Origin of the sequence: Streptomyces sp. NPDC046887 (assembly GCF_040644755.1) — a bacterium.
Classification (GTDB): domain Bacteria; phylum Actinomycetota; class Actinomycetes; order Streptomycetales; family Streptomycetaceae; genus Streptomyces; species Streptomyces lichenis.
This window is the reverse complement of sequence record NZ_JBEYXH010000018.1, coordinates 1-25,460: the sequence shown is the minus strand read 5'-3', so window position 1 is coordinate 25,460 and position 25,460 is coordinate 1. Positions and strand designations below refer to the sequence as shown.

Here is a 25,460-nt window from a genome sequence, read left to right as displayed (position 1 = left end):
CCCGGGTACCCGCCTCTCAGAGCGGTTCCCGCCGCTCAGAGCAGCTCGCGGCCGCGGGTCTCGGGCAGGCCCAGCAGGGCCAGCACCGCTATCCCGTAGCCGACGGCGCCGAAGACCAGCGCACCGCCGACACCCCAACTGTCCGCGAGGAAGCCGACCAGGGCGGGGAAGACCGCCCCGACGGCGCGGCCCGTGTTGTAGGTCAGCCCCTGGCCGGTGCCGCGCAGCGCCGTCGGGTAGAGCTCGGCCAGGAAGGAGCCGAAGCCGCTGAAGATGGCCGACATACAGAACCCGAGCGGGAAGCCGAGCACCAGCACCAGGCCGTCCGCGCCGGCGGGTATGCCGGTGTAGGCGACCACGCAGATCGCGGAGAGCACGGCGAACACCGCGATGTTGCGCTTCCGGCCGAGCCGGTCGGTGAGGTACCCGCCGGTCAGATAACCGATGAAGGCGCCGGATATCAGCAGGACCAGATAGCCGCCGGTACCCACCACGGACAGCCCGCGCTCGCTCTTGAGGTAGGCCGGCACCCAGGTGGCCAGCGTGTAGTAGCCGCCCTGCACACCGGTGGAGAGCAGCACGGCGAAGAGGGTGGTGCGCCGCAGGCCCGGCCGGAAGACCGCGGTGAGGGAGCCGCGCTCGGCGCCGGCCTCCCGGCGCGCCTCGATGGCGCCCGGAGCGTCCTTGACGCTGCGGCGGAGGTAGAGGACGAACAGAGCGGGCAGCGCCCCGGTCCAGAACATCACCCGCCAGGCGGTGGCCTCGTCCAGGAAGTGGAAGACCAGGGTGTAGACGACGACGGCCAGGGCCCAGCCGGCCGCCCAGGCGCTCTGCACCGCCCCCAGGGTGCGACCCCGGTGGCGGGCGGAGGCGTACTCCGCGACCAGGATCGCGCCGACCGCCCACTCGCCGCCGAAGCCGAGCCCCTGCAGGGCCCGGAACACCAGCAGGGTCTCGTAGTTGGGGGCGAAGCCGCACAGCAGGGTGAACACCGCATAGGTGACCACGGTGACCACCAGCGCCCTGACCCGGCCGATCCGGTCGGCGAGGACACCGGCGAGCACCCCGCCGACCGCCGACACCACCAGCGTCACGGTGGTGAGCATTCCGGTCTGCCCGCTGCTCAGACCGAAGTAGGCGGCGATCGCCACCATGCTGAGCGGCAGGGTGAAGAAGTCGTAGGAGTCCAGGGCGTAGCCGCCGAACGCCCCGGCGAAGGCGCGCCGGCCGCGCGGGCCCAGCGCCCGCATCCACGCGAACGCGCCGTGTTCGCCGGGGTCCTCGCCACGGGTGGGACGGGATGTCTTCTGGGTCGTACTCATCTGCACCTCGCTCGGACAGGTGGGGGCGGCAGGAGCCGGATCGGAAGTGGTGCACATGCGCGGCCGTGGAAGTGCCGTATCGCCAACGTAGGGATCGTTCAACGATCCGACAAGGGGGTTGTAGGGGGTTGGCTACCTTCCGCCACGAGAAACTCCCTAGGATGGCGCCAGGGCTCCCGCCGACCGGTGCGGGAACGGGGCGGACCTGCCCCGGACGACCAGGGCGAAGAGCCGGGAGGCGCAGTGGGGACGACGATTCCCGAGGCCGGCGGGCTGTCGGAGGACCGGGCGCTGCTGGGCCGCACCAGCACGGCCGAGCGGGTCGCCGACATCCTGCGCTCGCGTATCGCCGACGGGTACTTCCCACCCGGCACCCGCCTCTCCGAGGACGGCATCGGCGGCGCGCTCGGGGTCTCCCGCAACACGCTGCGGGAAGCGTTCCGGCTGCTCACCCATGAGCGGCTGCTCGTCCACCAGCTCAACCGCGGCGTCTTCGTGCGGGTCCTCGCCGTCGGCGACGTCCTCGACATCTACCGCACCCGCCGGCTGGTCGAGTGCGCCGTGGTCCATGAGCTCGGCGAACCGCCCTACCCTCTGGACGGCCTGGACCGGGCGGTGGCCGGTGGCGAGCGGGACGCCGAGGGCGGTGACTGGAAGGCGGTGTCCACCGCCAACATCCACTTCCACCGGGAACTGGTCGCCCTGGCAGGCAGCGATCGCACCGACGAACTGATGCGCGGGGTGCTCGCCGAACTGCGGCTCGCCTTCCATGTGGTGGACGACCCGCGTGCCCTGCACGAGCCCTACCTCGTCCGCAACCGGGCCATCCTGGACGCCCTGCACGCCGGCGACCGGACCGCGGCGGAACGGCTGCTCGCCGACTACCTGGACGACTCGCGCGAACGGCTGGTCGCGGCCTACTCCCGTCATGTGGACGCCGCCGTTCCGGACGGTCGGACGGCTCCGTAGGGCCGGGTGCCGGACGGCGTCCGCGGCGCGGACCGCCGGGGCGGCGACCGGGGTGCGGGTGGGGCCATCTGCGCCGTTTCGACCGTTGTCAGTGCGAGGACCTAATCTGTGCACCGTGACTTCGCCTGCCTCGACGGAACCCGTTCCGCCCCAGCTCAGCGCGGGGCCGCGGCCCGCGCAGGGCCCGGCCGCCGACGAGGGGCTGGCGCGCCGGCTGCGCGCGCTCGCATGCACCGCCCCGCTGCACGACCTGGACGTCCGCAAGGCGAACCTGGCCGGTGAGTACGCGACCTACGCGATGGCCGAGGTCGCCCTCGCCGCCATCGACCTGGTCACCCTCAACATGGACTTCGACACCGGCGCCGACCACGAGCAGGTCGTCGCCCGGCTGCTGCCCCGGGTCGCCGCGCAGGCCCCGCGGCGACCCGCCGCCGAGCACGAGCGGGTGGCCCGCTGGGTGCTGGAGAACCTCATCAACGTCGGCAGCGTCGACCGCGGCTTCCGCGCCGTCTACGGCACCTTCGGCGCCGACGGCGCCTATATCCGCCGGGACTACGACTTCAAGCTCCTGGAGGAGGTCCCCGGCTACGGCGGCAGCGTCTATCTGCGCACCACCGACGAGGCGGTCAACGTCCTGGTCGGCGCTCTGGACACCGATGTGACCAGCGCTCAGATCGCCGCCGAGGTCAAGCTGGAGGTGCTGATCAGCCGCGGCCGGCTGGCCGACGCCCAGCTCGCCGCCGAGCAGGCGCGCTACCGCACGGTCCAGTACGCCGAGACCCTCCGCAAGACCCTGGAGGCCACCCGGCGCAACGTCCGCGCCGTGGACTGGCTCAGCGGCGTCCCCGACATGATCGACGAGGCGCTCGACCATGTCGCCGACCGCTACCGCCACGAGAACGCGATCCTCACCAACATCCGCAAGGCCCGCGACGAGGCGGACGACCAGGAGCACAAGCGGCGCGCCGCCGAGCTGGTCGACATCGTCAAGGACTGCATCCGCCGGCACACCCAGCTCCAGTCCCGGCTGCTGGAGGCCGGCCCGCTCTTCCGGGCCGAGCAGGACCGCCAGGCCTTCGCCCAGCCCGCCGCCCGTTCCGGGCTCGACCTCTACGGCCAGCTGCTCGCCCCGCTGCTGCCGCTGCCGGTGGAGCAGGCCACCCGGGCCACCGACGCCTTCTTCGCCCATGGCACCGGACTGCGCACCCCGGCGTCCGTGCGCGTCGGCGATCTCGTCGAGCTGCTGCTCACCCCGCCCGTCGAGCGGGAGCACCTGGGTGCGGAGATGCCCGAGCCCGACCTGATCGCCACCCCCGACGACAGCCGGTTCAGCGAGGAGCAGCTGGCCGCCGCCACCGAGCTGCTGACCCTGGAGTACGACGCCCCCCGGCGGCTCTCCGGCCTGCTCGCCGAGGCCCGCCGCCGCGCCCCCGGCACCGAACTGCCCTATCTGGTCGCCCTGCTGGCGGTGCACGCGGCCAGCCCGCCGGTCGGCACCGCCTACCGCCAGGGCGAGGAGCGGCTGCTGTTCGCCGTGGACGACGGCACTGAGCTGGACGACCCCGAGTTCGGCGGCGCCGACCTCATCTTGGGCACCGCCCTGCTGGACGCCGCCGGAATGGCCGCCGACCGGACGGACCCGGTATGACCACCACCCGGACCCGGGGCCGTACACCCGTCGCCCGCCCCGCCTCCGCCGCCCGGGCCGTCCCCGCCCGCCGCCCGGGTGCCCCCGACCCACGCGGGGCCGCCGCACCCGCCCCGGGCACGGGACCCGCCCCGGCCACGGCACCCGCCGCCCGCACCCACCGCGAGGGCCCCGCCTCGACACGTACCACCGCCTCGTCCCGTACGGCCGCCGGTGCTGCCCCGCCCGGTACGCCCGCCGTCGCCCGGCTCCGTACACCGGCCGCGGCCCCCTCATCCCGTACGTCCGACGCGGCCACCTCACCCCGTACACCCGCCACCCCGCCCCGTACACCGGCCGCCGCCGTACCCCAGCCCGTCCCCAGCAAGGAGCCCCAGCCGTGAGCGACCACCACGCCGAGCCCGCCGACGCGTGGAGCGAGCCCGAGGCCGTGGCGCAGCACGCCCCGGCCGCCGGGCAGGGCGGTGTCACCCCGGCCGACGCCGCCGATGCCGCGCGGCTGGTCTCCTTCGGGCTGCAGCCCAAGCTGCTGCCCGCCCGGGACGCCGAGTACGCCGATCTGCTCCGCCGCTACCGCGAGGAGCCCGCCTTCGCCCGCCTCGCCGACGCCGTCGCCACCGGCCTCGGGCTGATCGTCCTGGAGGTCTCCCCGCGCGCCGGGATGGCCGTCACCGCCTCCGAGGACTCCGTCTTCGCCGTCCGGATGGGCGACTACGCCCGCCGCGCCGCCAGCGACTCCGCCGACCGCTTCCTGCACGGCCTGGCCCATCTGGCCGTCGCCGCGATGGCCTTCCCCCGCCCGGAGGACTTGGCCGACGACGGCTATATCGGCCGCATCACGGTCAACGGGGTGGAGGCCTTCGTCCGGCAGGCCTGCCGCCGGCTGGAGGAGCGCGCCGAGGAGCAGGGGGAGAACACCGACCCGGCCACCGACGCCCCCGGTCTTGAGGCAGCCTGGCGGGTCTACCACCGCCGCAGCTCCACCGGCGCCACCAAGGACGCCCGCCGGCTCGCCGGTTCCACCACCGGCATCATCGGCAAGGCCGTCGCCTTCCTCACCGACTCCGGCTTCCTCCAGCGCACCGGGGACGAGGGCGGCGGCTCCTACCGCACCACCGCCCGCTACCAGCTCCAGGTCCGCGACATGGCCGGCAGCGCCGCCATGGCCGAACTGCTCGACCTGGGCGTCGTCCCGGTCGGCGACGGCACCGCCACCCTCCTCCCGCCCGAGGGCGACGACGCCGAGCTGGTCGCCGACGCCGGACTGCCCTTCCACGGCTGAGTCCGCCCGAGACCCGGCCCCCGCCCGCCGCCCCCCCCCACCGCGCAACCGCTGAACGACGACTGGAAGTCCGCCACATGTACGAGCTGTCCCGGGTACGCCTCTACTCCATCGGGCCCGCCGGTGCGCGTTACGCCGACACCGTGCTGGACCTGCGCGGAGTGGGCGCGCCCGTGCCCCACCCCGCCCCCACCCAGGCGGAGTTCTTCGAGGAGGAGCCGGTCGGGCCGCCGCGCCGCCCCGCCCCCGCGGGCGTGCTCTTCCTGGAGAACGGCGGCGGCAAGTCCGTACTGCTCAAGCTGATCTTCTCCGTCATGCTCCCCGGCCACCGCAACACCCTGGGCGGCGCCAGCTCCGGGGTGCTGCGCAAGTTCCTGCTCGCCGACGACTGCGGCCATGTCGCCCTGGAGTGGCAGCACACCCTCACCGGCGAGCTGGTCGTCGTCGGCAAGGCCAGCGAGTGGCGCGGCCGCCAGGTCTCCAACGACCCGCGCAAGTTCGCCGAGGCCTGGTACTCCTTCCGCCCCGGACCCGGCCTCGGACTGGACTCGCTGCCCGTCGCCGAGTCCACCGCCGTCCGCCCGCCCGTCGAGGGCGCCTCCGGCGCCCAGGGCCGCCGCCGCACCATGAAGGGCTTCCGCGACGCGCTCACCGAGGCCGGCAAGGCCTACCCGCATCTGGAGGTGTACTGGGAGGAGATCCACGACCGCTGGAACGAGCACCTCGGCGACCTCGGCCTCGACCCCGAACTCTTCCGCTACCAGCGTGAGATGAACGCCGACGAGGGCGAGGCCGCCGGCCTCTTCGCGGTCAAGAAGGACTCCGACTTCACCGACCTGCTGCTGCGCGCCGTCACCGACACCCGGGACACCGACGGCCTCGCCGACCTGGTCTCCGGCTTCGGCAACAAGCTCGGCCGCCGCGCCGAACTCACCGCCGAACGCGACTTCACCGCCGGCTCGGTCGACCTGCTGGGCCGGATCACCGAGGCCGCCGGCACCCGCGCCCGCGCCCGCGACATCCACGCCGGTGCCGAGCGCCGCACCCGCCGCCTCGCCCGCCGGCTCTCCCTGCGCGCCTCCGAGGAGCGCGCCCGCGCCGCCGAGCTGGCGAGGCAGGTCACCGCCGCCGCGCACACCGTCACCGAGGCCGAGCGGGCCCGCGCCGACGGCTCCCTGATCACCAGCGAGCTGGCCTACCGCCACGCCTCCCTGGCGCTGGCCGCCGCCGAGAAGAGCGCCGCCGCCCAGCGCCGCGAACTCATCGACGCCCGCACCCTGCACTCCGCCTGGCAGGCCGCCGAGGCCGTACTGCGGCACCGAGCCGCCGCCGACCGCTCCACCCGGGTCGCCGCCGCCATCCGCGAGGCCGAGCGGGACGCCGCCCCCGCCCTCGCCGCCCGCGCCAAGGCCGCCGCCGACCTGGTCCGCGCCCTGGCCGCCGCGGCCGAGGACGGCGAGCGCCACGCCGACGTGCAGGAGGAGCGCTCCGCCGCTCTCCAGGAGGCCGGTGAGACCGCGCACCGCGACGCCACCACGGCCGCCACCGAGGCCCAGCGCGCCCGCAGCGAGGCCGGGCACCTGCGCCAACGGCTCGCCGAGGTCGAGCAGGAGACCGCCGAGGCGGTACGGGCCGGCTGGCTGGACGACACCGCCCCCGACGCCGACCCGGCCCGCGCCGCGCTCGCCGCCAGCGACGCCGAGAAGACGGCCGTCGCCGCCTGGGACGCGGCCCGGGAGCGGGCCCGCACCGCTGCCGACCGAGCCCGCGAGGCCGGCGCCGCCGAGTCCCGCGCCGAGCTCACCGCCGCCCGCGCCGACGCCGCCGCCCAGGCCGCCGACCGCTCCTACCAGGCCGAACGGCGCGCCGCCGAGGCGATCGCCGCCGAACCGCGCCTCGCCGAGCTCCTCGGCCTCCCCGAGGACCGCCCGGCCCCCGGCGTCCCCGGCCAGCGCCGGGCCGACGGCGCCGAGCCCGAGGCCGCCGCCCCGCGTCCGGCGGGCGCGCTGACCGCCGAGGAGCTCGACCGGTACGCCGACGAGCTGCGAGAACTCCTCGACGAGGGCGTCACCTCCGCCGAGCGCAAACTGTTCGAGCTGCGCACCGCCGCCGCCGACGACTCCCGCATCCTCGGCGCCCTCGGCGACGGCGGACTGCTGCCGCCCGGCCCCGATGTGCTGGCCACCGTCGAGTTCCTGGGGGAGCACGGCATCCCGGCCCTGCCCGGCTGGCGCTACCTCGCCCAGTCCGTGGACCCGGCCGACCACGCCGCCGTGCTCTCGGCCCGCCCCGAGCTGGTCGACGGTGTGGTGATCACCGACCCCGTCTCCTACGCCCGGGCCCGCGAGGCCCTGGCCGGCGCCGCCCTGCTGCCCCGCTCCGCCGTCGCCGTCGGCACCGCCGCCGCCCTGCTCGCCCCGGTGCCCGGCCGGGAGGCCGCCACCGACGGCGATGTGTTCCTGGTGCCGCCCAACCCGGCCATGCACGACGAGAACGCCGCCGACGAGGAGCGCCAGGCGCTGCGCGACCGGGCCGCCGCCCGCGACGAGGAGATCCGCGCCCTCGCCGCCCGCCTCGCCGGAGACCGCTCACTGGCCGCCCGGATCGGCTCCTGGCGCGCCGACTGCCCGCCCGGGATGCTCGCCGAGCTGGCCGAAGGGGCGGCCGCCGCCCGGGAGGCCGCCGAAGTCGCCGAGGCCACCCTGGCCGAGGCCCGCGCGGTCCGCGCCGAGGCCGAGGAGGCCGCCGCCGACACCGCCCGGGTCCGCGACGAGCGCCAGGAGGCCGCCCAGCGGGCCCGCCGCACCGCCGACGCCCTCGCCGGGCTCGCCCACCGGCTGCGCGAGCGCTCCGGCTGGCAGGCCCGGCTGCGGGAACTGGCCGACGAGGCCGCCGAGTACGAGGCCAGGGCCGAGACCTGCCTGGAGCGGGCCCGCGCCGCCGACCAGGACCGCCGTGCCGCCCAGCGCGGAGCCGACGACGCCCACCGCACCGCCCGCGCCCTGCGGGCCGAGCGCGCCGAGATCGCCGGCGCCCCGGAGAACCTTCCCGAGGAGGACGGCGAGACCCCCCGCGTGCCGCTCGCCGCGCTCCGGGAGGCCTATCGCGCCGCCTCCCAGCTGTACGAGAAGGTGGGCGTCGGCGCCGACCTGCGCGCCGAACAGGCCCGCGCCGAGAGCGACGAGAGCGCCGCCCTCGCCGAGCTGGACCGGCTCACCAACAAGGTCCGCACCCGCGCCGCCCAGCTGCTTCAGAGCCCCGACGGCGCCGACGGCCCCTCCCGCCAGGCCGCCGCCGCCCGCGCCGAGGCCCTGGTCCAACTGCTGGAGTCCCGCACCTCCGAGGCCAGCGAGAAGCTCGGCCGGCTGCGCGGCGAGGCCGAACGGCTCGCCCCCGAGGACGGCGAGGCGCACACCGAGCTCCCCGAGGAGCTGCACCCCGCCGACGCCGAGCAGGCCCAGACCCTGCTGCGCACCGCCACCACCGAGCTGGCCGTCCGCACCGAGGCCCTGGAGACCGCCCGCACCACCCACGCCCGGCTGCTCCAGGGCCACCGGGCCTCCGAGGACGCCGCCGGCGGCTTCGACGAGACCGCCGCCCTCCTCCGCGACCAGCTGCGCGACCCCGCCGACGAGGACACCGAGGCGCCCGAGCCGCACCCCGGCACCCTGGAGGAGGCCCGGCAGTCCGCCGCCGAGGCCCGCCGCTCGCTGCGCGGCTGCGCCGCCGACCTGTCCGCCGCCGACGCCGCCGTACGCGAGGCCTGCGACATCCTCGTCCGGCACGCCAACTCCACCCGCTACGAGCAGGTCCGCACCCCCGCCCGCCAGCAGATCCGCGAACTGCCCGCCGCCGCGCTGCCCGAGCACGCCGCCCAGTGGGCCGAGGCCTTCGCCCCCCGGCTGCGGGTGCTCACCGACGAACTGGCCCAGCTGGAGCGCAACCGCGACTCCATCGTGGACCGGCTGCGCGGACTGGTGGAATCCGCCCTCGCCACCCTGCGCTCCGCCCAGCGCCTCTCCCGCCTCCCCGAGGGCCTGGGGGAGTGGTCCGGGCAGGAGTTCCTGCGGATCCGCTTCGACGAACCGGACCAGGCCACCCTGGTCGAACGGCTCGGCGAGGTCATCGACGAGGCCACCCGCGCCGCCGTGAAGAAGAACTCCGACCTGCGCCGGGACGGCATGTCCCTGCTGCTGCGCGGGGTGCAGGCCGCCCTCCAGCCCAAGGGCGTCGCGGTGGAGATCCTCAAGCCGGACGCGGTGCTGCGCGCCGAGCGGGTGCCGGTCGGGCAGATGGGCGACGTCTTCTCCGGCGGCCAGCTGCTCACCGCCGCCATCGCGCTGTACTGCACCATGGCCGCCCTGCGCAGCAACGACCGCGGCCGCGACAAGCACCGGCACGCCGGCACCCTCTTCCTGGACAACCCGATCGGCCGGGCCAACGCCACCTATCTGCTGGAGCTCCAGCGCGCGGTCTCCGACGCCCTCGGCGTCCAGCTGCTCTACACCACCGGGCTGTTCGACACCACGGCGCTGGCGGAGTTCCCGCTGGTCATCCGGTTGCGCAACGACGCCGACCTGCGGGCCGGGCTGAAGTACATCAGCGTCGAGGAGCACTTGCGGCCCGGACTGCCCCAGCAGCGGACCGAGGGGGAGCCGGCCGTGCACGGCGAGATCACCGCGACCCGGATGTTCCGCCGGTCCCCGCAGGAGCAGGCGTCCGTACCCGAGGAGTCCGGAACGACGGCATCGGTGGGCGGGCCGATGGACGCCCCGCGGCCGTAGCCGCGAGGCCGGGGCCCGGGCTTCAGGCCGCTCCCGGGCTTCAGGCCGCTCCCGGGCTTCAGGCCGCTCCCGGGCCTCAGGCCTGGGAGAGCCGGCCCCCGCCGGAGCCGCGGGCCCCTCGGGCGCGGTCCGTGTCCCGTACCCGGCCGCGTATGCGCTCCGCGTCCCGCGCCCCGGTGCGATCGGCCCGCCGGGCGTGGCGGCGCTCGCGGCGCAGCTCACGGGCGGTGCTGCTGGGCGCCGACACCACACCGTGGCGCTGGTTCCACACCTGGCGGGTGACCCACACGTCCAGCACCGCCCAGGTCGCCGCCACCGTGCTGGCGACACTGCTGAGCACCATCGGGAAGGCCAACCACGAGCCGGTGACCGAGAGGAAGAACGCCGCCGTCGCCTGCGCCAGCGTCAGCGCCGTGAAGAGGACCGCGCGGACGGCGGACGTTCGCACCGGGTCCGGCATTCGCCGCCGTCCCACGGGCTCCTCCACCCACAGTTCCTGCCGAGCCGTATCCATCGAACCGTCACTCCCCACCGCCGACCGTCTGAGAGGGTGGCTGCCCCTCTTGAGCCGTTTCACGCCCCGGATTTGAGTCGTTTCGCGCCCCGGCGCGCTCAACCAGCGCCTTGCAGTACCCCACAGGGAAGGACGTCCGAACGGCGGCGATGATTCCCGGCAACTCGGACGGAGCGGACCGCCGAGGCGCCGAAACGCTCACATCGCGCACCCTTCACCGGACAGTTCCAGCCAACCCGCACCTGTCCAAGAAGTGACGACCCGCCGGGTACGGGCTCGCCCGCCCGGACCCGTCAACTCGCCGAATACCAGGACAACTCGTGATCTTGTCCCGAGGCAACGTCCGAAAATCGTCCGGACATCTCTTCGGGATATCACCATCGCGGTAGTAGGCTCGCGCCGTTTGCTGCTGCTGCGTTGATGTCAACACCCGTACGGGTGACTCCTGATGGGTCGCCAGAACGACTGCACGGGTGCGAGTGGGGGAGGCCATGCGCTTTCGCGGGAAGTCGATCCGCAGGAAGATCGTGGCGTTGCTCCTCGTTCCCCTGGTATCGCTCACCGGCCTCTGGGCCTTCTCCACCATGCTGACCGCCCGCCAGGCCGACCAGCTGCTCGACGTCGGCCATGTCGTCGACAAGATCGGCTACCCGCTGGAGGCCACCGTCCGGGACATCCAGGACGAGCGCCGCCAGACCCTGGTCTATCTGGCCGATCCCCGTGGAGCCGAGGCGCTGCCCAAGCTCCGCGCCGAGCGCGCCGCCACCGATCGCGGCATCGCCCGTATCCGTACCAACGCCCGGGACGCCGGTGTCGCCGACACCCTGTACGGACGCCCGGCCCGCCGGCTGGACGCCCTGCTGACCGCCCTGGACGAGATCACCGCACTGCGCCGCAGCGTGGACAACCGGGCCGTCGGCCGGCTCCAGGCGCTGGAGTTCTACAACCGGCTCATCGACCCCTGCTACGGCTTCCTCGCCGGTCTGACCGCCCTGGAGGACGTCGAACTGGAGCAGCAGGCCCGCGGCCTGGTCGGCGCCATCCGCGCCCGGGAGGTCCTCGCCCGCGAGGACGCCCTGGTGGCCTCCTCCCTGCTCAGCGAGCGCACCACCGCCGCGGAGCTGCGTACCGTCTCCGACCTGGTCGCCCAGCGCAAGCTGCTGTACGACCTCAGCCTGGAACAGCTCCCCTCCTCCGAACGACGGGTGTTCCGCGCCTACTGGGGCGGGCCCGACACCGGACCGCTGCGGGAGGCCGAGGAGACCCTGCTGGGCGCCGGACCGGACAAGGCCCGGGCCACCCTCACCGCGGGACGCTGGCAGGAACTCGCCACCCCGGTCCTCGACCGGCTCGCCACCGAGAACACCGCGGCCGGCGAGCGCTACCGCGCGCGGGTCGAGCCCGTGGCCCGTAACGTCCTGGTCAAGGCCGGGATCGCCGGTGTCCTCGGCTTCGTCGCGCTGCTCGCCTCCCTGATCGTCTCGGTACGCGTCGGCCGCTCGCTCGTCCGCGACCTGCGGACCCTGCGCAAGGAGGCCCAGGAGGTCTCCGGAGTCCGGCTGCCCAGCGTGATGCGCCGGCTCGCCGCCGGTGAGCATGTGGACGTGGAGACCGAGGTCCCGCACCTCAGCTACGACCGCGACGAGATCGGCCAGGTCGGCCAGGCCCTCAACACCCTCCAGCGGGCCGCCGTCGAGGCCGCCGTCAAGCAGGCCGACATGCGCCGCGGGGTCTCCGAGGTCTTCGTCAACCTGGCCCGCCGCAACCAGGTGCTGCTGCACCGCCAGCTCACCCTGCTCGACGCCATGGAGCGGCGCACCGAGGACACCGCCGAACTGGCCGACCTGTTCCGCATCGACCACCTCACCACCCGGATGCGCCGCCACGCCGAGGGCCTGGTGATCCTCTCCGGCTCGGCCACCTCACGCCAGTGGCGCAAGCCGGTCCAGCTGATGGACGTGGTCCGGGCCGCGGTTGCCGAGGTCGAGGACTACGAGCGCATCGAGGTACGCCGGCTGCCCCGGATCGGCGTCGGCGGCCCCGCCGTCGCCGACCTGACCCACCTCCTGGCCGAACTGCTGGAGAACGCCACGGTGTTCTCCCCACCGCACACCGGCGTCCAGGTGCACGGCGAACGCGTGGCCAACGGCTTCACCCTGGAGATCCACGACCGGGGCCTCGGGATGCAGCCCGAGGCGATGCTCGACGCCAACCTCCGCCTCGCCGAGACCCCCGAGTTCGAGCTCTCCGACACCGACCGGCTCGGCCTCTTCGTCGTCAGCCGCCTCGCCCAGCGCCAGAACGTCCGGGTGTCGCTCCAGCCCTCCCCGTACGGGGGGATGACCGCGATCGTCTTCCTGCCCGCCGCCCTGCTCACCGACGCGCCCGACACCGAGGGCACCGGCTTCCGGCTGGACCGCACCGGCTCCCGCCGTACGGAGGCCGACGACCGGCTCACCGCCCCCGACCCGTCGGCCGTCGGCCGGACCGCCGAGCGGGCCGGGGCCGGAGCCCGCCCGGGTCGTGGCGAGTTCCGGGCGGCCAACGGCGACCTCCTGCCCCGCCGCACCGCGCTCTCCCAGCTCCCCTCCGGCCGCACCGGGCATCACGCGCCGCCGGTCCTGGACGGCCCCGTCGAACTCGACGCCCCGGTCGGCTCCCTCGGTCCCGACGACCGTCCCGAGCCCCCGCACGGCCCCGCCGGCCACTCCCAGCCCCCGCGCGGCTCCACCGGCCTGTCCGGAACCGAACCCTTCGGTAAGGGCCGGCCGACCCCCGACAGCCGGGTCGAGGGCCCGTCCCCCCGGTACCGCGCGGGCGGCCCCGGCGACGGTCCCGCCGCCCGTGCCCGCACCGAGGCCGGCACCCCGCCCGAGTCCCCGTACCGCGGCCGGCCCCAGCTGCGCCCCGTACCCGGCCGACCGACCGGGGACGACGACCAGCATCAGCAGGCGGCCGACGAGCACCCCGCGCCGCTTACGGCCGACCCGGACGCGCTGCCGCCCCGGATCGCGCCCGTGCTGGTCGCGGACCACGGCCGCCGGCTCGACGCGCACGGCCGCGGCCGCCCCGCCCCGGCCCCCGGCCCGGACCACTCCGCCGCCACTCCGTACGGTGCGGACCCCGGCGAGCCCGCCCGCCAGGGGTACGGCGAGGACGCCGCCGATCCGCACCCGTGGCCCCACCACCGGGACGCGGACGCCCCCGGCCCGGCCGCGCCCCCGGCACCCCGCGAGCAGCCACCGGGCGAGCCGAGCCCGACCGAGGACGGCGCCTTCCTCGCCGGACTGCCCCGCCGGGTACGCCAGGCCAACCTGGCCCCCCAGCTCCGCCAGACCCCGGCGGCCGGCGCACGGCCCACCGCGAGCGGACCGGCTCCCGGCGCAGACGACGACTTCGAACGGGACGCCGAGGAGGTCCGCAGCCGGATGGCCGCCATGCAGCGCGGCTGGCAGCGCGGCCGACGGCAGCACGCCGCCGATCCGGCGGACCCGGCCGACCCCGCCCGTACCGGAGCCACCGGCCCCGACGGGACCGCACCGGGAACACCAGCACCAGGAAACACATCGGAGGGGAACGGTCGATGACCGCACCGCACGCAGCAGCGAACTCAGCCGGCTCGACCGGGGAGCTCAACTGGCTCCTGGACGAGCTGGTCGACCGGGTCTCCTCCATCCGCAAGGCCCTGGTGCTCTCCAGCGACGGCCTGCCGACCGGGGCCTCCAAGGACCTCTCGCGCGAGGACGGGGAGCACATGGCGGCCGTCGCCTCCGGCTTCCACAGCCTCGCCAAGGGCGTGGGCCGCCACTTCGACGCGGGGCGCGTCCGGCAGACCGTGGTGGAACTGGAGGAGGCCTTCCTCTTCGTCACCGCCGCCGGCGACGGCAGCTGCCTCGCCGTGCTGGCGGACGCCGACTCGGACGTCGGGCTGGTGGCGTACGAGATGACGCTCATGGTCAAGCGGGTGGGCGTCCACCTGGCGACGGCACCGCGGGCCGGTCAGCACGCCGGAGGGTGAGTGGGGATGTCATGAGCGACTCCAGCGGGGCGGCGCCCCACGACGGCACGCCGCCATCCGGCATCCACGACGAACGGCCGGCGGTCGGCGACCCCGCCGAGGCCCGGGAAGCGGACGGCCCCACCGCCGCCGGCGCCCCCTGGGCGGCACCTGCCCCCGGCGAGCCCTGGACGGCCGGCTCCCCCGACCACCCCGTCCGCCCGGGGTCCGACCGGTCGGCCGGTGCGTCAGCCGGTGTCTCGGCCGGTGTGTCGGCCGCCTCCTGGCCCGGCCCCGCACCCGGCGGGCCGCCCACCGGGGACGGCAGCCCGGGACCGTGGTCCAGGGAGGGCACGCCCAGCCCCTGGACCGCTCAGGGGTACGGGACCTCCCGCGAACGCATCGCGGACGGACACGGCGTCGGACACAGCGCCGGACAGGGACCCGGATTCGGCACCGCCGGGCAGGCCGGGGGAGACGGGGCAGGCCCGGACGACCCGACCGAGCCCGGCCACGGCGACCGGCGGCCACGGCACCCCTCCCACTGGTTCGACGCCGACGCGGGGCCCGTGGTCCGCCCGTACGCCATGACCCGCGGCCGCACCAGCACCGCCACCCGCCACCGGCTCGACCTGATCGCCATCGTCGTCCCCGAGCCCGCCGCCGACGACCCCGGCCGCGACCAGACCCTGTCACCGGAACATGTGGAGATCGTCGAACGCTGCGCCGAACTGCCGCAGTCCATCGCCGAACTGGCCGCCGGACTCGACCTCCCCGTCGGGGTGGTCCGGGTGCTCATCGGCGACCTCGTCGAAGAGGCGCTCGTCCATGTGACCCGTCCCGTCCCGCCGGCCGAGCTGCCGGACGTGAGCATTCTTCAAGAGGTGATCAATGGCCTTCGGGCGCTCTAAGACGGCCACCGCCGGCCCGCGCAGGCCGCCGGTCGAGCCGGTGACGCTCAAGATCCTCGTCGCCGGCGGCTTCGGGGTGGGTAAGACCACCCTGGTCGGAGCCGTCAGCGAGATCCGTCCGCTGCGCACCGAGGAGACGCTCAGCGAGGCGGGGCGGCCGGTGGACGACATCAGCGGGGTGGAGTCCAAGACCACCACCACCGTGGCGATGGACTTCGGCCGGATCACCCTCCGCGAGGACCTGGTGCTCTATCTGTTCGGCACCCCGGGCCAGGACCGCTTCTGGTTCCTCTGGGACGAGCTGGCGCAGGGCGCCCTGGGCGCCGTCGTGCTGGCCGACACCCGCCGGCTGGAGGACAGCTTCGCCGCCATCGACTACTTCGAGCGGCGCGGGATCCCCTTCGCGGTGGCGGTCAACTGCTTCGAAGGCTCGGCCCGCTACCCGGCCGGTACGGTACGGACCGCGCTCGACCTGGACCCCGAGGTCCCGCTGCTGCTGTGCGACGCGCGGCTGCGCGACTCGGTCAAGGAGGTGCTGGCGACCGTGGTCGAGCACGCCCTGACCCTCGCCACTCCGCCCGCCACCGCCGACCGCGCCTCGGCCGCCACCTGAAGCGGCCCCCCGCGCCGAAGGGTGCCGGGGGCCGCCGGGAGCTACTCCACCCGCGGGCTGAATACCCGGAACCTGTTGCCCTCGGGGTCGTGGAAGACCACCCAGTGCAGTCCGTCCTGCTCGTGGTCGCTGATCCGCCGGGCGCCCAGCGCCTCCATCCGGTCGGCCTGGGCCGCCCACTGCTCACCGCCGCCTAGGTCCAGCATCAGCCGGTTCTCCCCGGCGGGCAGATCCCCCTCGGGCCGGTGGAACATCCAGGTCACCCCGCCGCCCTCGAAGTCGACGGTCGCGAAGGCCGCGGTGGCCCCCTCGTCCACCCGGCTGCCGAGCACCGACGCCCAGAACGCGGCGAGCCGGGCGGCATCCGCGCAGTCGAACGAGTACATACCGATCGGCATACGCTCCGGAACGGCCATGGGTCTCTCCTCCTCGGGGTCGCTGGTCATCCCCTTCCTCCCCAGGACAGACCGGCCGCTCCGCCGAAACTCATCGCTGTCCGCCGGGTGCCCGAGCACCCGGCGCCGCTACTCCGGCTCCGGTCAGCCGTTCTCCGCCAGCCACTTGGCCGCCGTCTCGGCCAGCTCGCCGTCCCGCCCCGCCAGCATCATCCGGATCATCCGCGCGTCACCCCGCAGCGACCAGGCCGGATGCCCGAAGGTGGCCGAGTTGTTGCCCTCGATCAGGAAGTGCGCCGGCCAGGCCGTGCCGTACCCGATCAGCGGCAGCGCCGCCAGATACCGGGGCCGTCCGCGCGCCAGCCCGTAGGCGCTGACCGCCAGACCCGTCAGCGTCCCGGTCAGATGCACCCACCGCGTCGCGGCGCGGGAGTGCATCGCCACGTAGTACGGCCAGAACTCCTCGTACGAGGCGAACGTCCGCGGCTCATCCTTCAGATGCTGTGCCTCCATGCGGTCGACCGTAGCCGCTCACCGCCTCCGCAGGGAGCGCTCGGACACCGGGAAGTCGAAGACGGTCCCCGGGTAGGGCTCCGGCGCGAAGGTGAAGTGCCACCACTCCTGAGGCAGGTTGACGAACCCCTGCGCCTCCAGCGCCTCCAGCAGCAGCCGGCGGTGGGCCCGCTGCACCGGGCCGATGTACGGATCGGCCGTCCGGGACAGCGGGTCGAAGCAGTCGAAGGCGGTGCCCATGTCCACCGAACCGTCCGGCGCCCGCTCCCCGACCGGCGCATGGCAGGGCGCCGCCGGCGTGCCCGGCGCCGGCGGCCGGGGTCGAGCGGCGGGCAGCCGTACCAGGGTCACATCCACCGTGGAACCGCGGCTGTGCCCGGACCGCTCCGCGATGTACCCGTCCGCGAACAACCGGGACTTCGCCACCCGGGGGTAGAACTCGCCCTTGGTCCGCTGGTCCGCCAGGTCCCTCGCCCAGCGGACGAAGTGGTCCACGGCCCGCTGCGGCCGGTAGCAGTCGTACACCTTCAGCGAGTAGCCCGCCCGCAGCAGCGTCCGCTGCGCCCTGCGCAGCGCCTGCGCGGCGGGCCGGGTCAGCAGGCAGACCGGCCGCCGGTAGCCGTCCACCGGAGCGCCCACGAAGGAATGCGAGCCCGCGTACCGGATGTCCTGCCGGACCGTCGGATCCACCGCCCGCAGCGCCGTGAACCCATCCGGCGCCACCTCCGCCCGCTGTCCGATCCCTGTACGCGGCCCGGCCCCGGCCCCCGTACCGGATGCGGCCCCCGTCCCGAAGGCGCCCGTCGGCGCGAGCACCGACACCGCCAGCACCGCGGCACCCGTCACCAGCCCGCGCCGGCCGCTCCACCTCCGTCCCACACCCCACCACCTCTCCCTGATCTCCCTGAGCGCTACGGTCCGCGAGCGATACAGTCCGGCGGATGACGGACACCGCGGCGCAGCCACCCACCACCCACCCCGCCTCCCCTAGCGCCGAGGCGGGCGCCAAGGACTCGCACTGCTCCCACTGCGGCGCACCCTACGCACCCGGCGCCGGCTGGCCCCGGATCTGCCCCCGCTGTGGCGCGGCCGCCTACCGCAACCCGCTGCCGGTCGCCATCGCCCTGCTTCCGGCCACCGGACCGGACGGCACCGGACTGGTGGTCATCACCCGGACCATCGAACCGGCCCTCGGCGGCATCGCCCTGCCCGGCGGCTTCATCGACCAGGCGGAGGACTGGCGGGACGCGGTCGTACGGGAACTGTGGGAGGAGACCGGTATCGAGGCCGACGCGGGGGAGGTGCGCCTCGCCGACGCCCTGAGCTCCCCCGGCGGCCATCTGCTGGTCTTCGGTTTGCTCCCCGAGCGCCCGGCCGCCGCGCTGCCGCCCTCCGCGCCCACCGACGAGACCACCGGCCACCACCTCCTGTACACACCCGCCGAACTCGCCTTCCCCCTGCACACCGAGGCGGTGGCCCGCTACTTCGCCGGCCGGTACGCCACGCCCTGACCGCTCTCGGCGCGGACCCGAGCGCGGGCCGTCAGCCCAGGTCGGTGCCCGGGTCGATCGCCCAGTGGTTGCTCCGCAGCTTCCGGTCCCGGAAGTCCACCTCGACCTCACCGAGCAGACGGAAGCCGACGGACCGGCATATCCCGTTCGACGCCCCGTTGTCCGTAGCGGGGAACGCGTGCACCACCCCCCAGCGGCCGTCCTTGTGCGCCCGCTCCAGCAGCGCCCGCACGGCCCGCTTCGCCACACCCCGCCCCTGGTACTCCGGCAGGACCATCCACCCCGCCTCGGAGAGCGGGCCCTCCTCCCCTTCCTCGTGCGACCAGATGGTCACCTGCCCCGCCACCACCTCCGGCACCGCCGGGTCCGGGACGATCATCTTGATCCACGACCGGTCCGCCGCCGCCTCCCGGGCGTCCTGCCGGACCTTCTCCGCCATTTCCCCGGCCGGCAGCGGCCCGCCCAGGCCCGCCATCATCACCGGATCGCAGCGCATCCGGACGTAGGCGTCGACATCGCCCGGCACCACATCACGCAGCAGCACAGGCCACCCCCCTCTCACACACCACCAGGACGCTCCCCATCATGCAGCGCACCACTGACAGTCCCGGTCGGCCCGGGCCCCACCGGCCCGCCCGCCACCCGCCGGCGGCCCTGGTGCGGGGGACGATCACATGGCATCGTCCCAGTCAGCCGCGTCCCGCACCCACCCCCGCGACGGCGCGCGCCCCACCCGTACAGCCCCAGCACCACCGGGACGACACCGCACACCGCGTACCGCGGGGACCGGCACCGCACGGACCGCCGACGCCGTACGCATGGCCAGGGAGCAGCCGCATGACCACTGAGCACGCCCAGCCCGAGCCGCTCTGGCAGCCGGACCAGGAGCGGATCGACGCCGCCGCGGTCACCCGGTTCCAGGACTGGGCGGCCGCCCGCCACGGCGCTCCGGCCGAGGGCGGCTACCCCGCGCTGCACCGCTGGTCGGTCGAGCACCTGGACACCTTCTGGCAGGCACTCGCCGACTGGGCCGGCATCCGCTTCAGCACGCCCCCCGAGCGCGTCCTCGGCGACCGGACCATGCCCGGCGCCCAGTGGTTCCCCGGCGCCACCCTCAACTACGCCGAGCACGCCCTGCGCCACGCCGCCGAGCGTCCCGACGCGCCCGCCCTCCTCTATGTGGACGAGACCCATGAGGTGACGCCCATCGCCTGGGCCGAGCTGCGCCGCCAGGTGGGGTCGCTCGCGGCGCAGCTGCGCGCCCTCGGCGTACGCCCCGGCGACCGGATCAGCGGCTATCTGCCCAACATCCCGGAGGCCGCCACCGCGCTGCTGGCCACCGCCGCCGTCGGCGCCGTCTGGACCTCCTGCGCCCCCGACTTCGGCGCCCGCAGCGTCCTGGACCGCTTCCAGCAGGTCGAACCCGTGGTGCTGTTCACCGTGGACGGCTACCGCTACGGCGGCAAGGAGCACGACCGCCGCGACACCGTGGCCGAACTCCGCCGCGAACTGCCCACCTTGCGCGCCGTCGTCCACATCCCGCTGCTCGGCACCCCCACCCCCGAGGGCGCCCTCGACTGGTCCGCCCTGACCGCCGGCGACGACGAACCGGTCTTCGAGCAGGTCCCCTTCGACCACCCCCTGTGGGTCCTCTACTCCTCCGGCACCACCGGGCTGCCCAAGGCGATCGTCCAGTCCCAGGGCGGCATCCTGCTGGAACACGTCAAGCAGCTCGCCCTGCACTGCGACCTCGGCCCGGAGGACCGCTTCTTCTGGTACACCTCCACCGGCTGGATGATGTGGAACTTCCTCGTCTCCGGCCTGCTCACCGGCACCACCGTGGTCCTCTACGACGGCAGCCCCGGCTACCCCGACACCGGCGCCCAATGGCGGGTCGCCGAACTGACCGGCGCCACCCTGTACGGCACCTCCGCCGCGTACGTCATGGCCTGCCGCAAGGCCGGAGTGCACCCCTCCCGCGACTTCGACCTCTCCCGCATCGCCTGCGTCGCCACCACCGGCTCACCCCTGCCGCCCGACGGCTTCCAGTGGCTCCACGACGAGGTCGCCGACGACCTGTGGATCGCCTCCGTCAGCGGCGGCACCGATGTGTGCAGCTGCTTCGCCGGAGCCGTCCCCACCCTCCCCGTGCACATCGGCGAACTCCAGGCCGCCTGCCTGGGCACCGACCTCCAGGCCTGGGACCCCGAGGGCAAGTCCGTCACCGGCGAGGTCGGCGAACTCGTCGTCACCAACCCCATGCCCTCCATGCCGATCCGGTTCTGGAACGACCCCGACGGCAGCCGCTACCGCGACAGCTACTTCGACATGTACCCCGGCGTCTGGCGGCACGGCGACTGGATCACCATCACCGACCGCGGCTCCGTCGTCATCCACGGCCGCTCCGACTCCACCCTCAACCGCCAGGGCGTCCGCATGGGCAGCGCCGACATCTACGAGGCCGTCGAACGGCTCCCGGAGATCCGCGAGTCCCTGGTCATCGGCCTGGAGGAGCCCGGCGGCGGCTACTGGATGCCGCTCTTCGTCCACCTCGCCGAAGGCGCCACCCTCGACGACGAACTGATCGGCCGCATCAAGCAGACCATCCGCACCGAACTCTCCCCGCGCCACGTCCCGGACGAGATCATCGCGGTGCCCGGCGTCCCGCACACCCTCACCGGCAAGCGCATCGAGGTCCCGGTCAAGCGCCTCCTCCAGGGAACCGACCTCGCCAAGGCCGTCAACCCCGGCTCCGTCGACAACCTCGACCTGCTCCGCTTCTACGAGGAGCTGGCCCGCGAGCGCGCCCAGCGCACCGCCTGACCTCCGCCGCCCCACCCGCGCCGGCTCCCCGACACCCCCGGGAAGCCGGCGCGGCCGTCCCCACCTCCGTACGCCCGGCGATCGTTGTCAGACCCTCCGGCTACTCTCCGTAATCAGAGTGGAACAAGGGGGAACCATGGCACACACCGACCGCACCGACCGCACCACCATCGCCCAGCGCAAGGCGCTCCACCGCGAGGTCTCGACCGCCGTCGGCCTCCTCGCCGACCCCGCTGACTTCGACGCGATGCGCCGCTACCGCACCTTCGTCTTCCGAGACCACCAGAGCTACCTACGGCAGATCGAGTGCCTGCTCCAGCACCTCGCCGCCCGGGGCGGGCACACCACCGTCGCCCTCTTCGACCCCGAGGACTACGCCGACTACTGCGCACGCGCCGGACTCGACCCCGACACCGCCGCCGGCCGCAGCCGCTACACCGCACAACTCGCCGCCACCGGACCGCACATCCCCTACACCGGCCAGCCCATGGACCGGCTCGTCCCCCTCCTGGTCGACACCGCCGTCCGCCGCGCCACCTGGGAGTACGCCACCACCCTGCTCACCGGCCTCGGCACCTGTGCCGACTGCGGCCAGGACATCGGAGACGCCGCCTTCGACCAGGCCGGCCGACTCCTGGGACTCCTCCTCGACGGGGCGGGCCCGGGCGTCCACCACCTCGTCTGCAGCGTCCCCGCCGACGAACAACTCCTCGCCGCCCTGCACACCGAACACCCGCCGGCCGGCCCACCCGGCTACGACACCGCCGAAGGCGCCCGCTTCACCGCCGTCCTCGCCGTCGGCATCGCCCTGGAGATCACCGGCGGGGTCGTCCTGCGTACCAGCACCCCGGAGCAACCCGACCGCGTCCACGGCTGGCGGCTCGACCGCGGAACGCTCCACCCCCTCACCGCCGCCGAGGTGTTCAACGCCTACTGCACCGACGCCGACACCGGCGAACCCATCCCACCCGAGTCACACGTCGACTACCGGCCCGGCTTCCCGGTGGCCCCTGACGACCCCTGGCCCGCCCACCCCTGACCCACCCGGCCCCGCTTCCCCGGCGCAGCACGGCCGAGGGGCCCTCCCGCACCCGCGGAAGAGCCCCTCATCACCCTCATACCGATCCGCTGCCGACTACTACTCGCCGGAGAGCACCGCCTGCGCGGCCAGCCGCGCCTCCTCGGCGGAGTCCGCGGCCCGCGCCGCCGCGGCGGCCCGCTCGCACTGGGCCAGCGTGTGCTTCGCCAGCGCCGCCCGCACATAAGGAATCGACGCCGCACCCATCGACAGGGAGGTGACACCCAGACCCGTCAGCACACACGCCAGCAGTGGATCGGACGCGGCCTCACCGCACACCCCGCAGCTCTTGCCCTCGGCCCGGGCCGCCTCCGCGGACAGCGCGACCAGGTCCAGCAGCGCGGGCTGCCACGGGTCCTGCAACCGGGACACCGCACCGACCTGCCGGTCCGCCGCGAAGGTGTACTGCGCCAGGTCGTTGGTGCCCAGCGACAGGAACTCCACCTCCTGGAGGATCGACCGCGCCCGCAGCGCCGCCGACGGGATCTCCACCATCGCACCGAACTTCGCCATCAGACCCGCCTCCCGGCAGGCCTCCGCGAACGCCCGAGCGTCCGTACGGTCCGCCACCATCGGGGCCATGACCTCCAGATACACCGGAAGCCCCTCCGCCGCCTTGGACAGCGCCGTCAGCTGGGTCCGCAGCACCTCCGGGTGGTCCAGCAGCGAGCGCAGACCCCGCACGCCCAGCGCCGGGTTCGGCTCGTCCGCCGGCGTCAGGAAGTCCAGCGGCTTGTCCGCGCCGGCGTCCAGCACCCGCACCACCACCCGGCTCTCCGGGAAGGCCTCCAGCACCGCGCGGTACGCCTCGATCTGCTTGGCCTCCGACGGGGCCTGAGAGGAGTCGTCCAGGAACAGGAACTCGGTGCGGAACAGCCCCACACCCTCGGCGCCCGCCTCCACCGCGGCGGCGACATCCGCCGGGCCGCCCACGTTCGCGAGCAGCGGCACCTTGTGCCCGTCCGAGGTCGCCCCTGGCCCGGTCGTCGCCGTCAGCGCGGCCTTGCGCTCGGCCGCCGACTGCTCCAGGGCCGCCCGGCGCTGCTCGCCCGGCTCCACGAAGACCTCACCCGTGCTGCCGTCCACCGCGACCACGGTGCCCTCGGCCAGCTCGCCGGCGCCCGGCAGCGCCACCACGGCCGGCACCCCGAGCGCCCGCGCCAGGATGGCGCTGTGGCTGGTCGGGCCGCCCTCCTCGGTCACGAACCCGAGCACCAGCGCCGGGTCCAGCAGAGCGGTGTCCGCCGGCGCCAGGTCACGGGCGATCAGTACATAGGGCTCGTCGCTGTCCGGCACACCCGGCATCGGCACACCCAGCAGCCGCGCCACGATCCGGTTGCGCACATCGTCCAGGTCGGCGACCCGGCCGGCCAGGTACTCGCCCGCCCCGGCCAGCAGCGCCCGGTACGCGGCGAAGGCGTCGTACACCCCGCGCTCCGCCGTACTCCCGACCGCGATACGGCGCTCCACATCGGCCATCAGCTCGGGATCCTGCGCCATCATGGCCTGCGCTTCGAGCACATGCTGCGCCTCGCCGCCGGCCAGGTTGCCGCGCGCGATCAGATCGGCCGCCACCGCCTCCACGGCCTGGCGGGCGCGCCCCTGCTCGCGCTCGGCCTCTCCGGCCGCGATCTGCTTGGCGGGCGGCTCCAGGACCGCCGTGCCCATGTGCCGCACCTCGCCGATCGCCACACCGTGGCTCACACCGACGCCTCGAAGCGTTGTCTCCATTACACCTGTCTCCGATTCAACGGCGGCCCCGGCCGCCCCGCTGTGTCCTGTCACGCCCGTGGCGTCCCGTCGTCACGCCGCCGGCCCCTTACTCCTCCCAGGAGCGGCGGGGGAGGGGTCACTGCCAGACGAAGAGGGTGTCGCCGGTCCCGACGTCGCCCTTCTCGACCACATCGCCGAGCGAGTCGACCGTCGCCTCCAGCGCCACCACGGGGCAGATGGCGGACTTGCCGGCCTCCTCGACCGCGGCCGGGTTCCACCGCACGATCGCCTGGCCGCGCGTCACGGTGTCGCCCTTGCTCACCAGGAGCTCGAAGCCCTCGCCGTTGAGCTGCACGGTGTCGATACCGAGGTGGGTGAGGACGCCGTGCCCCTCGTCGTCCACCACGACAAAGGCGTGCGGGTGGAGGGAGACGACGACACCGTCCACCGGAGCCACGGCCTCCGAGGGCTCGCGCACGGGGTCGATCGCGGTGCCCGGTCCGACCATGGCCCCGGAGAAGACCGGGTCGGGTACGGCGGCGAGTCCGATGGCGTTGCCTGCGAGCGGCGACGTCACGGTGGTCATGGGGGCCTCCCAGGGGGTGGAGATTCGGTCGGCGCCGCCATTGCCTGTCCCGGCGGCGTACTGCTGTGAAGCGTATGTCATGGGTAGTCCCGGTTCCGCCTGAAAGATCCGAGTTGGCGGGGCCTAGGGACCACCGGAAACGATTTGCCTCAACTACCGGCTGCCGGTACTGTCGTACCCCTGCTTGGGCACGCCACGGGTACGTGACGGAGTCGGCAGCGCCTGTTGAGCCAGAACTCTAACTGGTCTACACCACTGGTCTACACCTCCGGGGGCATCCGTGTGCCCGGGCGTCGATCGGATGGGGTGGTCATCGGGAAGACAAAAGGCTGATATGGTTTGAACCGCCGCAAGGGAAAAGCGCGAAAAGCGCCGGAACTGAAATCGGCAGCCCGCTCCAGCGGGGCAGAAACGGAAAACGGATCTGCTAAGCTGGAGACAAGAAAGACCGAAGGGAAGCGCCCGGAGGAAAGCCCGAGAGGGTGAGTACAAAGGAAGCGTCCGTTCCTTGAGAACTCAACAGCGTGCCAAAAGTCAACGCCAGATATGTTGATACCCCGTCCACAGGCCATCATCGGTCTGGGGATGAGGTTCCTTTGAAACACAGATACACACACAGCGAGGACGCTGTGAACAGGCACTCGGGACTATTCCTCCCGGCCTGTTCCACTCTTCACGTGATGTGTTGCACCGGATTACCGGTAAACATTCACGGAGAGTTTGATCCTGGCTCAGGACGAACGCTGGCGGCGTGCTTAACACATGCAAGTCGAACGATGAACCCGCTTCGGTGGGGGATTA

At 74.1% G+C, this 25,460-nt stretch carries 20 protein-coding genes and 1 rRNA gene; 13 read left to right on the top strand and 8 right to left on the bottom strand.

The window, feature by feature from the left end; genetic code table 11:
• Positions 1 to 35: 35 nt before the first annotated feature.
• A complete protein-coding gene (locus ABZ945_RS18240; RefSeq protein WP_361270221.1) occupies positions 36 to 1,322 on the bottom strand; it encodes an MFS transporter in 1,287 nt (428 codons plus the stop codon).
• Between the two features lie 243 nt (positions 1,323 to 1,565).
• Here ABZ945_RS18240 and ABZ945_RS18235 point away from each other — a divergent pair, with 243 nt between their 5' ends.
• The 5 genes from ABZ945_RS18235 (at position 1,566) to ABZ945_RS18215 (ending at position 10,005) form a co-directional block, all read left to right on the top strand.
• Positions 1,566 to 2,291, top strand: a complete 726-nt coding sequence (locus ABZ945_RS18235) for a GntR family transcriptional regulator (protein ID WP_361270218.1) — start codon at positions 1,566 to 1,568, stop codon at positions 2,289 to 2,291.
• 115 nt (positions 2,292 to 2,406) lie between these two features.
• Positions 2,407 to 3,939 carry a hypothetical protein gene (locus ABZ945_RS18230; protein WP_361270215.1) on the top strand — a complete coding sequence of 511 codons (1,533 nt, stop codon included), beginning with the start codon at positions 2,407 to 2,409 and terminating at the stop codon, positions 3,937 to 3,939.
• The gene (locus ABZ945_RS18225) at positions 3,936 to 4,322 is read left to right on the top strand and encodes a hypothetical protein (RefSeq protein WP_361270213.1); all 387 of its coding nucleotides are present in this window, start codon (positions 3,936 to 3,938) and stop codon (positions 4,320 to 4,322) included. Before ABZ945_RS18230 ends, ABZ945_RS18225 begins: the two co-directional genes overlap by 4 nt.
• Positions 4,319 to 5,221: a hypothetical protein gene (locus ABZ945_RS18220; RefSeq protein WP_361270212.1), complete on the top strand. Its 903-nt coding sequence runs from the start codon at positions 4,319 to 4,321 to the stop codon at positions 5,219 to 5,221. The genes ABZ945_RS18225 and ABZ945_RS18220 overlap by 4 nt, the downstream gene beginning before the upstream one ends.
• A 77-nt stretch (positions 5,222 to 5,298) precedes the next feature.
• Positions 5,299 to 10,005 (top strand): hypothetical protein, encoded by a 4,707-nt coding sequence (locus ABZ945_RS18215; protein ID WP_361270210.1) that lies wholly within the window; start codon positions 5,299 to 5,301, stop codon positions 10,003 to 10,005.
• A gap of 76 nt (positions 10,006 to 10,081) precedes the next feature.
• Here the strand turns inward: ABZ945_RS18215 and ABZ945_RS18210 are convergent, their stop codons facing one another.
• Positions 10,082 to 10,519, bottom strand: a complete 438-nt coding sequence (locus tag ABZ945_RS18210) for a hypothetical protein (RefSeq protein WP_361270207.1) — start codon at positions 10,517 to 10,519, stop codon at positions 10,082 to 10,084.
• Between the two features lie 491 nt (positions 10,520 to 11,010).
• Here ABZ945_RS18210 and ABZ945_RS18205 point away from each other — a divergent pair, with 491 nt between their 5' ends.
• The 4 genes from ABZ945_RS18205 to ABZ945_RS18190 all read left to right on the top strand — a co-directional run bounded on the left by ABZ945_RS18205 (position 11,011) and on the right by ABZ945_RS18190 (position 16,040).
• Entirely contained in the window at positions 11,011 to 14,106 is a 3,096-nt protein-coding gene (locus ABZ945_RS18205; protein ID WP_361270205.1) for a nitrate- and nitrite sensing domain-containing protein, read from the top strand.
• Complete coding sequence (locus ABZ945_RS18200) at positions 14,103 to 14,537, top strand: roadblock/LC7 domain-containing protein (RefSeq protein ID WP_361270202.1); 435 nt, start codon at positions 14,103 to 14,105, stop codon at positions 14,535 to 14,537. The genes ABZ945_RS18205 and ABZ945_RS18200 overlap by 4 nt, the downstream gene beginning before the upstream one ends.
• Before the next feature lie 380 nt (positions 14,538 to 14,917).
• Complete coding sequence (locus ABZ945_RS18195; RefSeq protein WP_361270451.1) at positions 14,918 to 15,427, top strand: DUF742 domain-containing protein; 510 nt, start codon at positions 14,918 to 14,920, stop codon at positions 15,425 to 15,427.
• Positions 15,408 to 16,040: an ATP/GTP-binding protein gene (locus tag ABZ945_RS18190; protein WP_361270200.1), complete on the top strand. Its 633-nt coding sequence runs from the start codon at positions 15,408 to 15,410 to the stop codon at positions 16,038 to 16,040. The genes ABZ945_RS18195 and ABZ945_RS18190 overlap by 20 nt, the downstream gene beginning before the upstream one ends.
• A 41-nt stretch (positions 16,041 to 16,081) precedes the next feature.
• Here the strand turns inward: ABZ945_RS18190 and ABZ945_RS18185 are convergent, their stop codons facing one another.
• The 3 genes from ABZ945_RS18185 to ABZ945_RS18175 all read right to left on the bottom strand — a co-directional run bounded on the left by ABZ945_RS18185 (position 16,082) and on the right by ABZ945_RS18175 (position 17,827).
• Positions 16,082 to 16,456, bottom strand: a complete 375-nt coding sequence (locus tag ABZ945_RS18185) for a VOC family protein (RefSeq protein WP_361270198.1) — start codon at positions 16,454 to 16,456, stop codon at positions 16,082 to 16,084.
• 123 nt (positions 16,457 to 16,579) lie between these two features.
• Positions 16,580 to 16,948: a DUF962 domain-containing protein gene (locus ABZ945_RS18180; RefSeq protein ID WP_361270195.1), complete on the bottom strand. Its 369-nt coding sequence runs from the start codon at positions 16,946 to 16,948 to the stop codon at positions 16,580 to 16,582.
• An 18-nt stretch (positions 16,949 to 16,966) separates the two neighbouring features.
• Positions 16,967 to 17,827 carry a M15 family metallopeptidase gene (locus tag ABZ945_RS18175; RefSeq protein ID WP_361270192.1) on the bottom strand — a complete coding sequence of 287 codons (861 nt, stop codon included), beginning with the start codon at positions 17,825 to 17,827 and terminating at the stop codon, positions 16,967 to 16,969.
• Between the two features lie 62 nt (positions 17,828 to 17,889).
• Between ABZ945_RS18175 and ABZ945_RS18170 the strand changes: the two genes are divergently transcribed.
• The gene (locus tag ABZ945_RS18170; RefSeq protein ID WP_361270189.1) at positions 17,890 to 18,459 is read left to right on the top strand and encodes an NUDIX domain-containing protein; all 570 of its coding nucleotides are present in this window, start codon (positions 17,890 to 17,892) and stop codon (positions 18,457 to 18,459) included.
• A gap of 31 nt (positions 18,460 to 18,490) precedes the next feature.
• Here the strand turns inward: ABZ945_RS18170 and ABZ945_RS18165 are convergent, their stop codons facing one another.
• The gene (locus ABZ945_RS18165; RefSeq protein ID WP_361270186.1) at positions 18,491 to 19,003 is read right to left on the bottom strand and encodes a GNAT family N-acetyltransferase; all 513 of its coding nucleotides are present in this window, start codon (positions 19,001 to 19,003) and stop codon (positions 18,491 to 18,493) included.
• 293 nt (positions 19,004 to 19,296) lie between these two features.
• On the opposite strand from ABZ945_RS18165, the gene ABZ945_RS18160 reads away from it, so the two are divergent.
• Positions 19,297 to 21,282, top strand: a complete 1,986-nt coding sequence (locus ABZ945_RS18160; protein WP_361270184.1) for an acetoacetate--CoA ligase — start codon at positions 19,297 to 19,299, stop codon at positions 21,280 to 21,282.
• A 136-nt stretch (positions 21,283 to 21,418) separates the two neighbouring features.
• Complete coding sequence (locus tag ABZ945_RS18155; RefSeq protein ID WP_361270182.1) at positions 21,419 to 22,321, top strand: hypothetical protein; 903 nt, start codon at positions 21,419 to 21,421, stop codon at positions 22,319 to 22,321.
• A 99-nt stretch (positions 22,322 to 22,420) separates the two neighbouring features.
• Here ABZ945_RS18155 and ptsP read toward each other — a convergent pair whose 3' ends face one another.
• Both ptsP and ABZ945_RS18145 read right to left on the bottom strand, forming a co-directional pair.
• The gene (gene ptsP / locus ABZ945_RS18150; protein ID WP_361270179.1) at positions 22,421 to 24,091 is read right to left on the bottom strand and encodes a phosphoenolpyruvate--protein phosphotransferase; all 1,671 of its coding nucleotides are present in this window, start codon (positions 24,089 to 24,091) and stop codon (positions 22,421 to 22,423) included.
• Between the two features lie 118 nt (positions 24,092 to 24,209).
• Positions 24,210 to 24,659: a PTS glucose transporter subunit IIA gene (locus ABZ945_RS18145; protein ID WP_361270176.1), complete on the bottom strand. Its 450-nt coding sequence runs from the start codon at positions 24,657 to 24,659 to the stop codon at positions 24,210 to 24,212.
• Positions 24,660 to 25,367: 708 nt separating this feature from the next.
• On the opposite strand from ABZ945_RS18145, the gene ABZ945_RS18140 reads away from it, so the two are divergent.
• Positions 25,368 to 25,460, top strand: a 16S ribosomal RNA gene (locus ABZ945_RS18140); the annotation flags it as partial.

Coding starts and splice junctions, on each gene's coding strand:
- ABZ945_RS18170 (WP_361270189.1), top strand. CDS start 17,890: ATGACGGACACCGCGGCGCAGCCACCCACCACCCACCCCGCCTCCCCT.
- ABZ945_RS18200 (WP_361270202.1), top strand. CDS start 14,103: ATGACCGCACCGCACGCAGCAGCGAACTCAGCCGGCTCGACCGGGGAG.
- ABZ945_RS18145 (WP_361270176.1), bottom strand. CDS start 24,659: ATGACCACCGTGACGTCGCCGCTCGCAGGCAACGCCATCGGACTCGCC.
- ABZ945_RS18210 (WP_361270207.1), bottom strand. CDS start 10,519: ATGGATACGGCTCGGCAGGAACTGTGGGTGGAGGAGCCCGTGGGACGG.
- ABZ945_RS18205 (WP_361270205.1), top strand. CDS start 11,011: ATGCGCTTTCGCGGGAAGTCGATCCGCAGGAAGATCGTGGCGTTGCTC.
- ABZ945_RS18180 (WP_361270195.1), bottom strand. CDS start 16,948: ATGGAGGCACAGCATCTGAAGGATGAGCCGCGGACGTTCGCCTCGTAC.
- ABZ945_RS18190 (WP_361270200.1), top strand. CDS start 15,408: ATGGCCTTCGGGCGCTCTAAGACGGCCACCGCCGGCCCGCGCAGGCCG.
- ABZ945_RS18240 (WP_361270221.1), bottom strand. CDS start 1,322: ATGAGTACGACCCAGAAGACATCCCGTCCCACCCGTGGCGAGGACCCC.
- ABZ945_RS18185 (WP_361270198.1), bottom strand. CDS start 16,456: ATGGCCGTTCCGGAGCGTATGCCGATCGGTATGTACTCGTTCGACTGC.
- ABZ945_RS18225 (WP_361270213.1), top strand. CDS start 3,936: ATGACCACCACCCGGACCCGGGGCCGTACACCCGTCGCCCGCCCCGCC.
- ABZ945_RS18160 (WP_361270184.1), top strand. CDS start 19,297: ATGACCACTGAGCACGCCCAGCCCGAGCCGCTCTGGCAGCCGGACCAG.
- ABZ945_RS18155 (WP_361270182.1), top strand. CDS start 21,419: ATGGCACACACCGACCGCACCGACCGCACCACCATCGCCCAGCGCAAG.
- ptsP (WP_361270179.1), bottom strand. CDS start 24,091: ATGGAGACAACGCTTCGAGGCGTCGGTGTGAGCCACGGTGTGGCGATC.
- ABZ945_RS18215 (WP_361270210.1), top strand. CDS start 5,299: ATGTACGAGCTGTCCCGGGTACGCCTCTACTCCATCGGGCCCGCCGGT.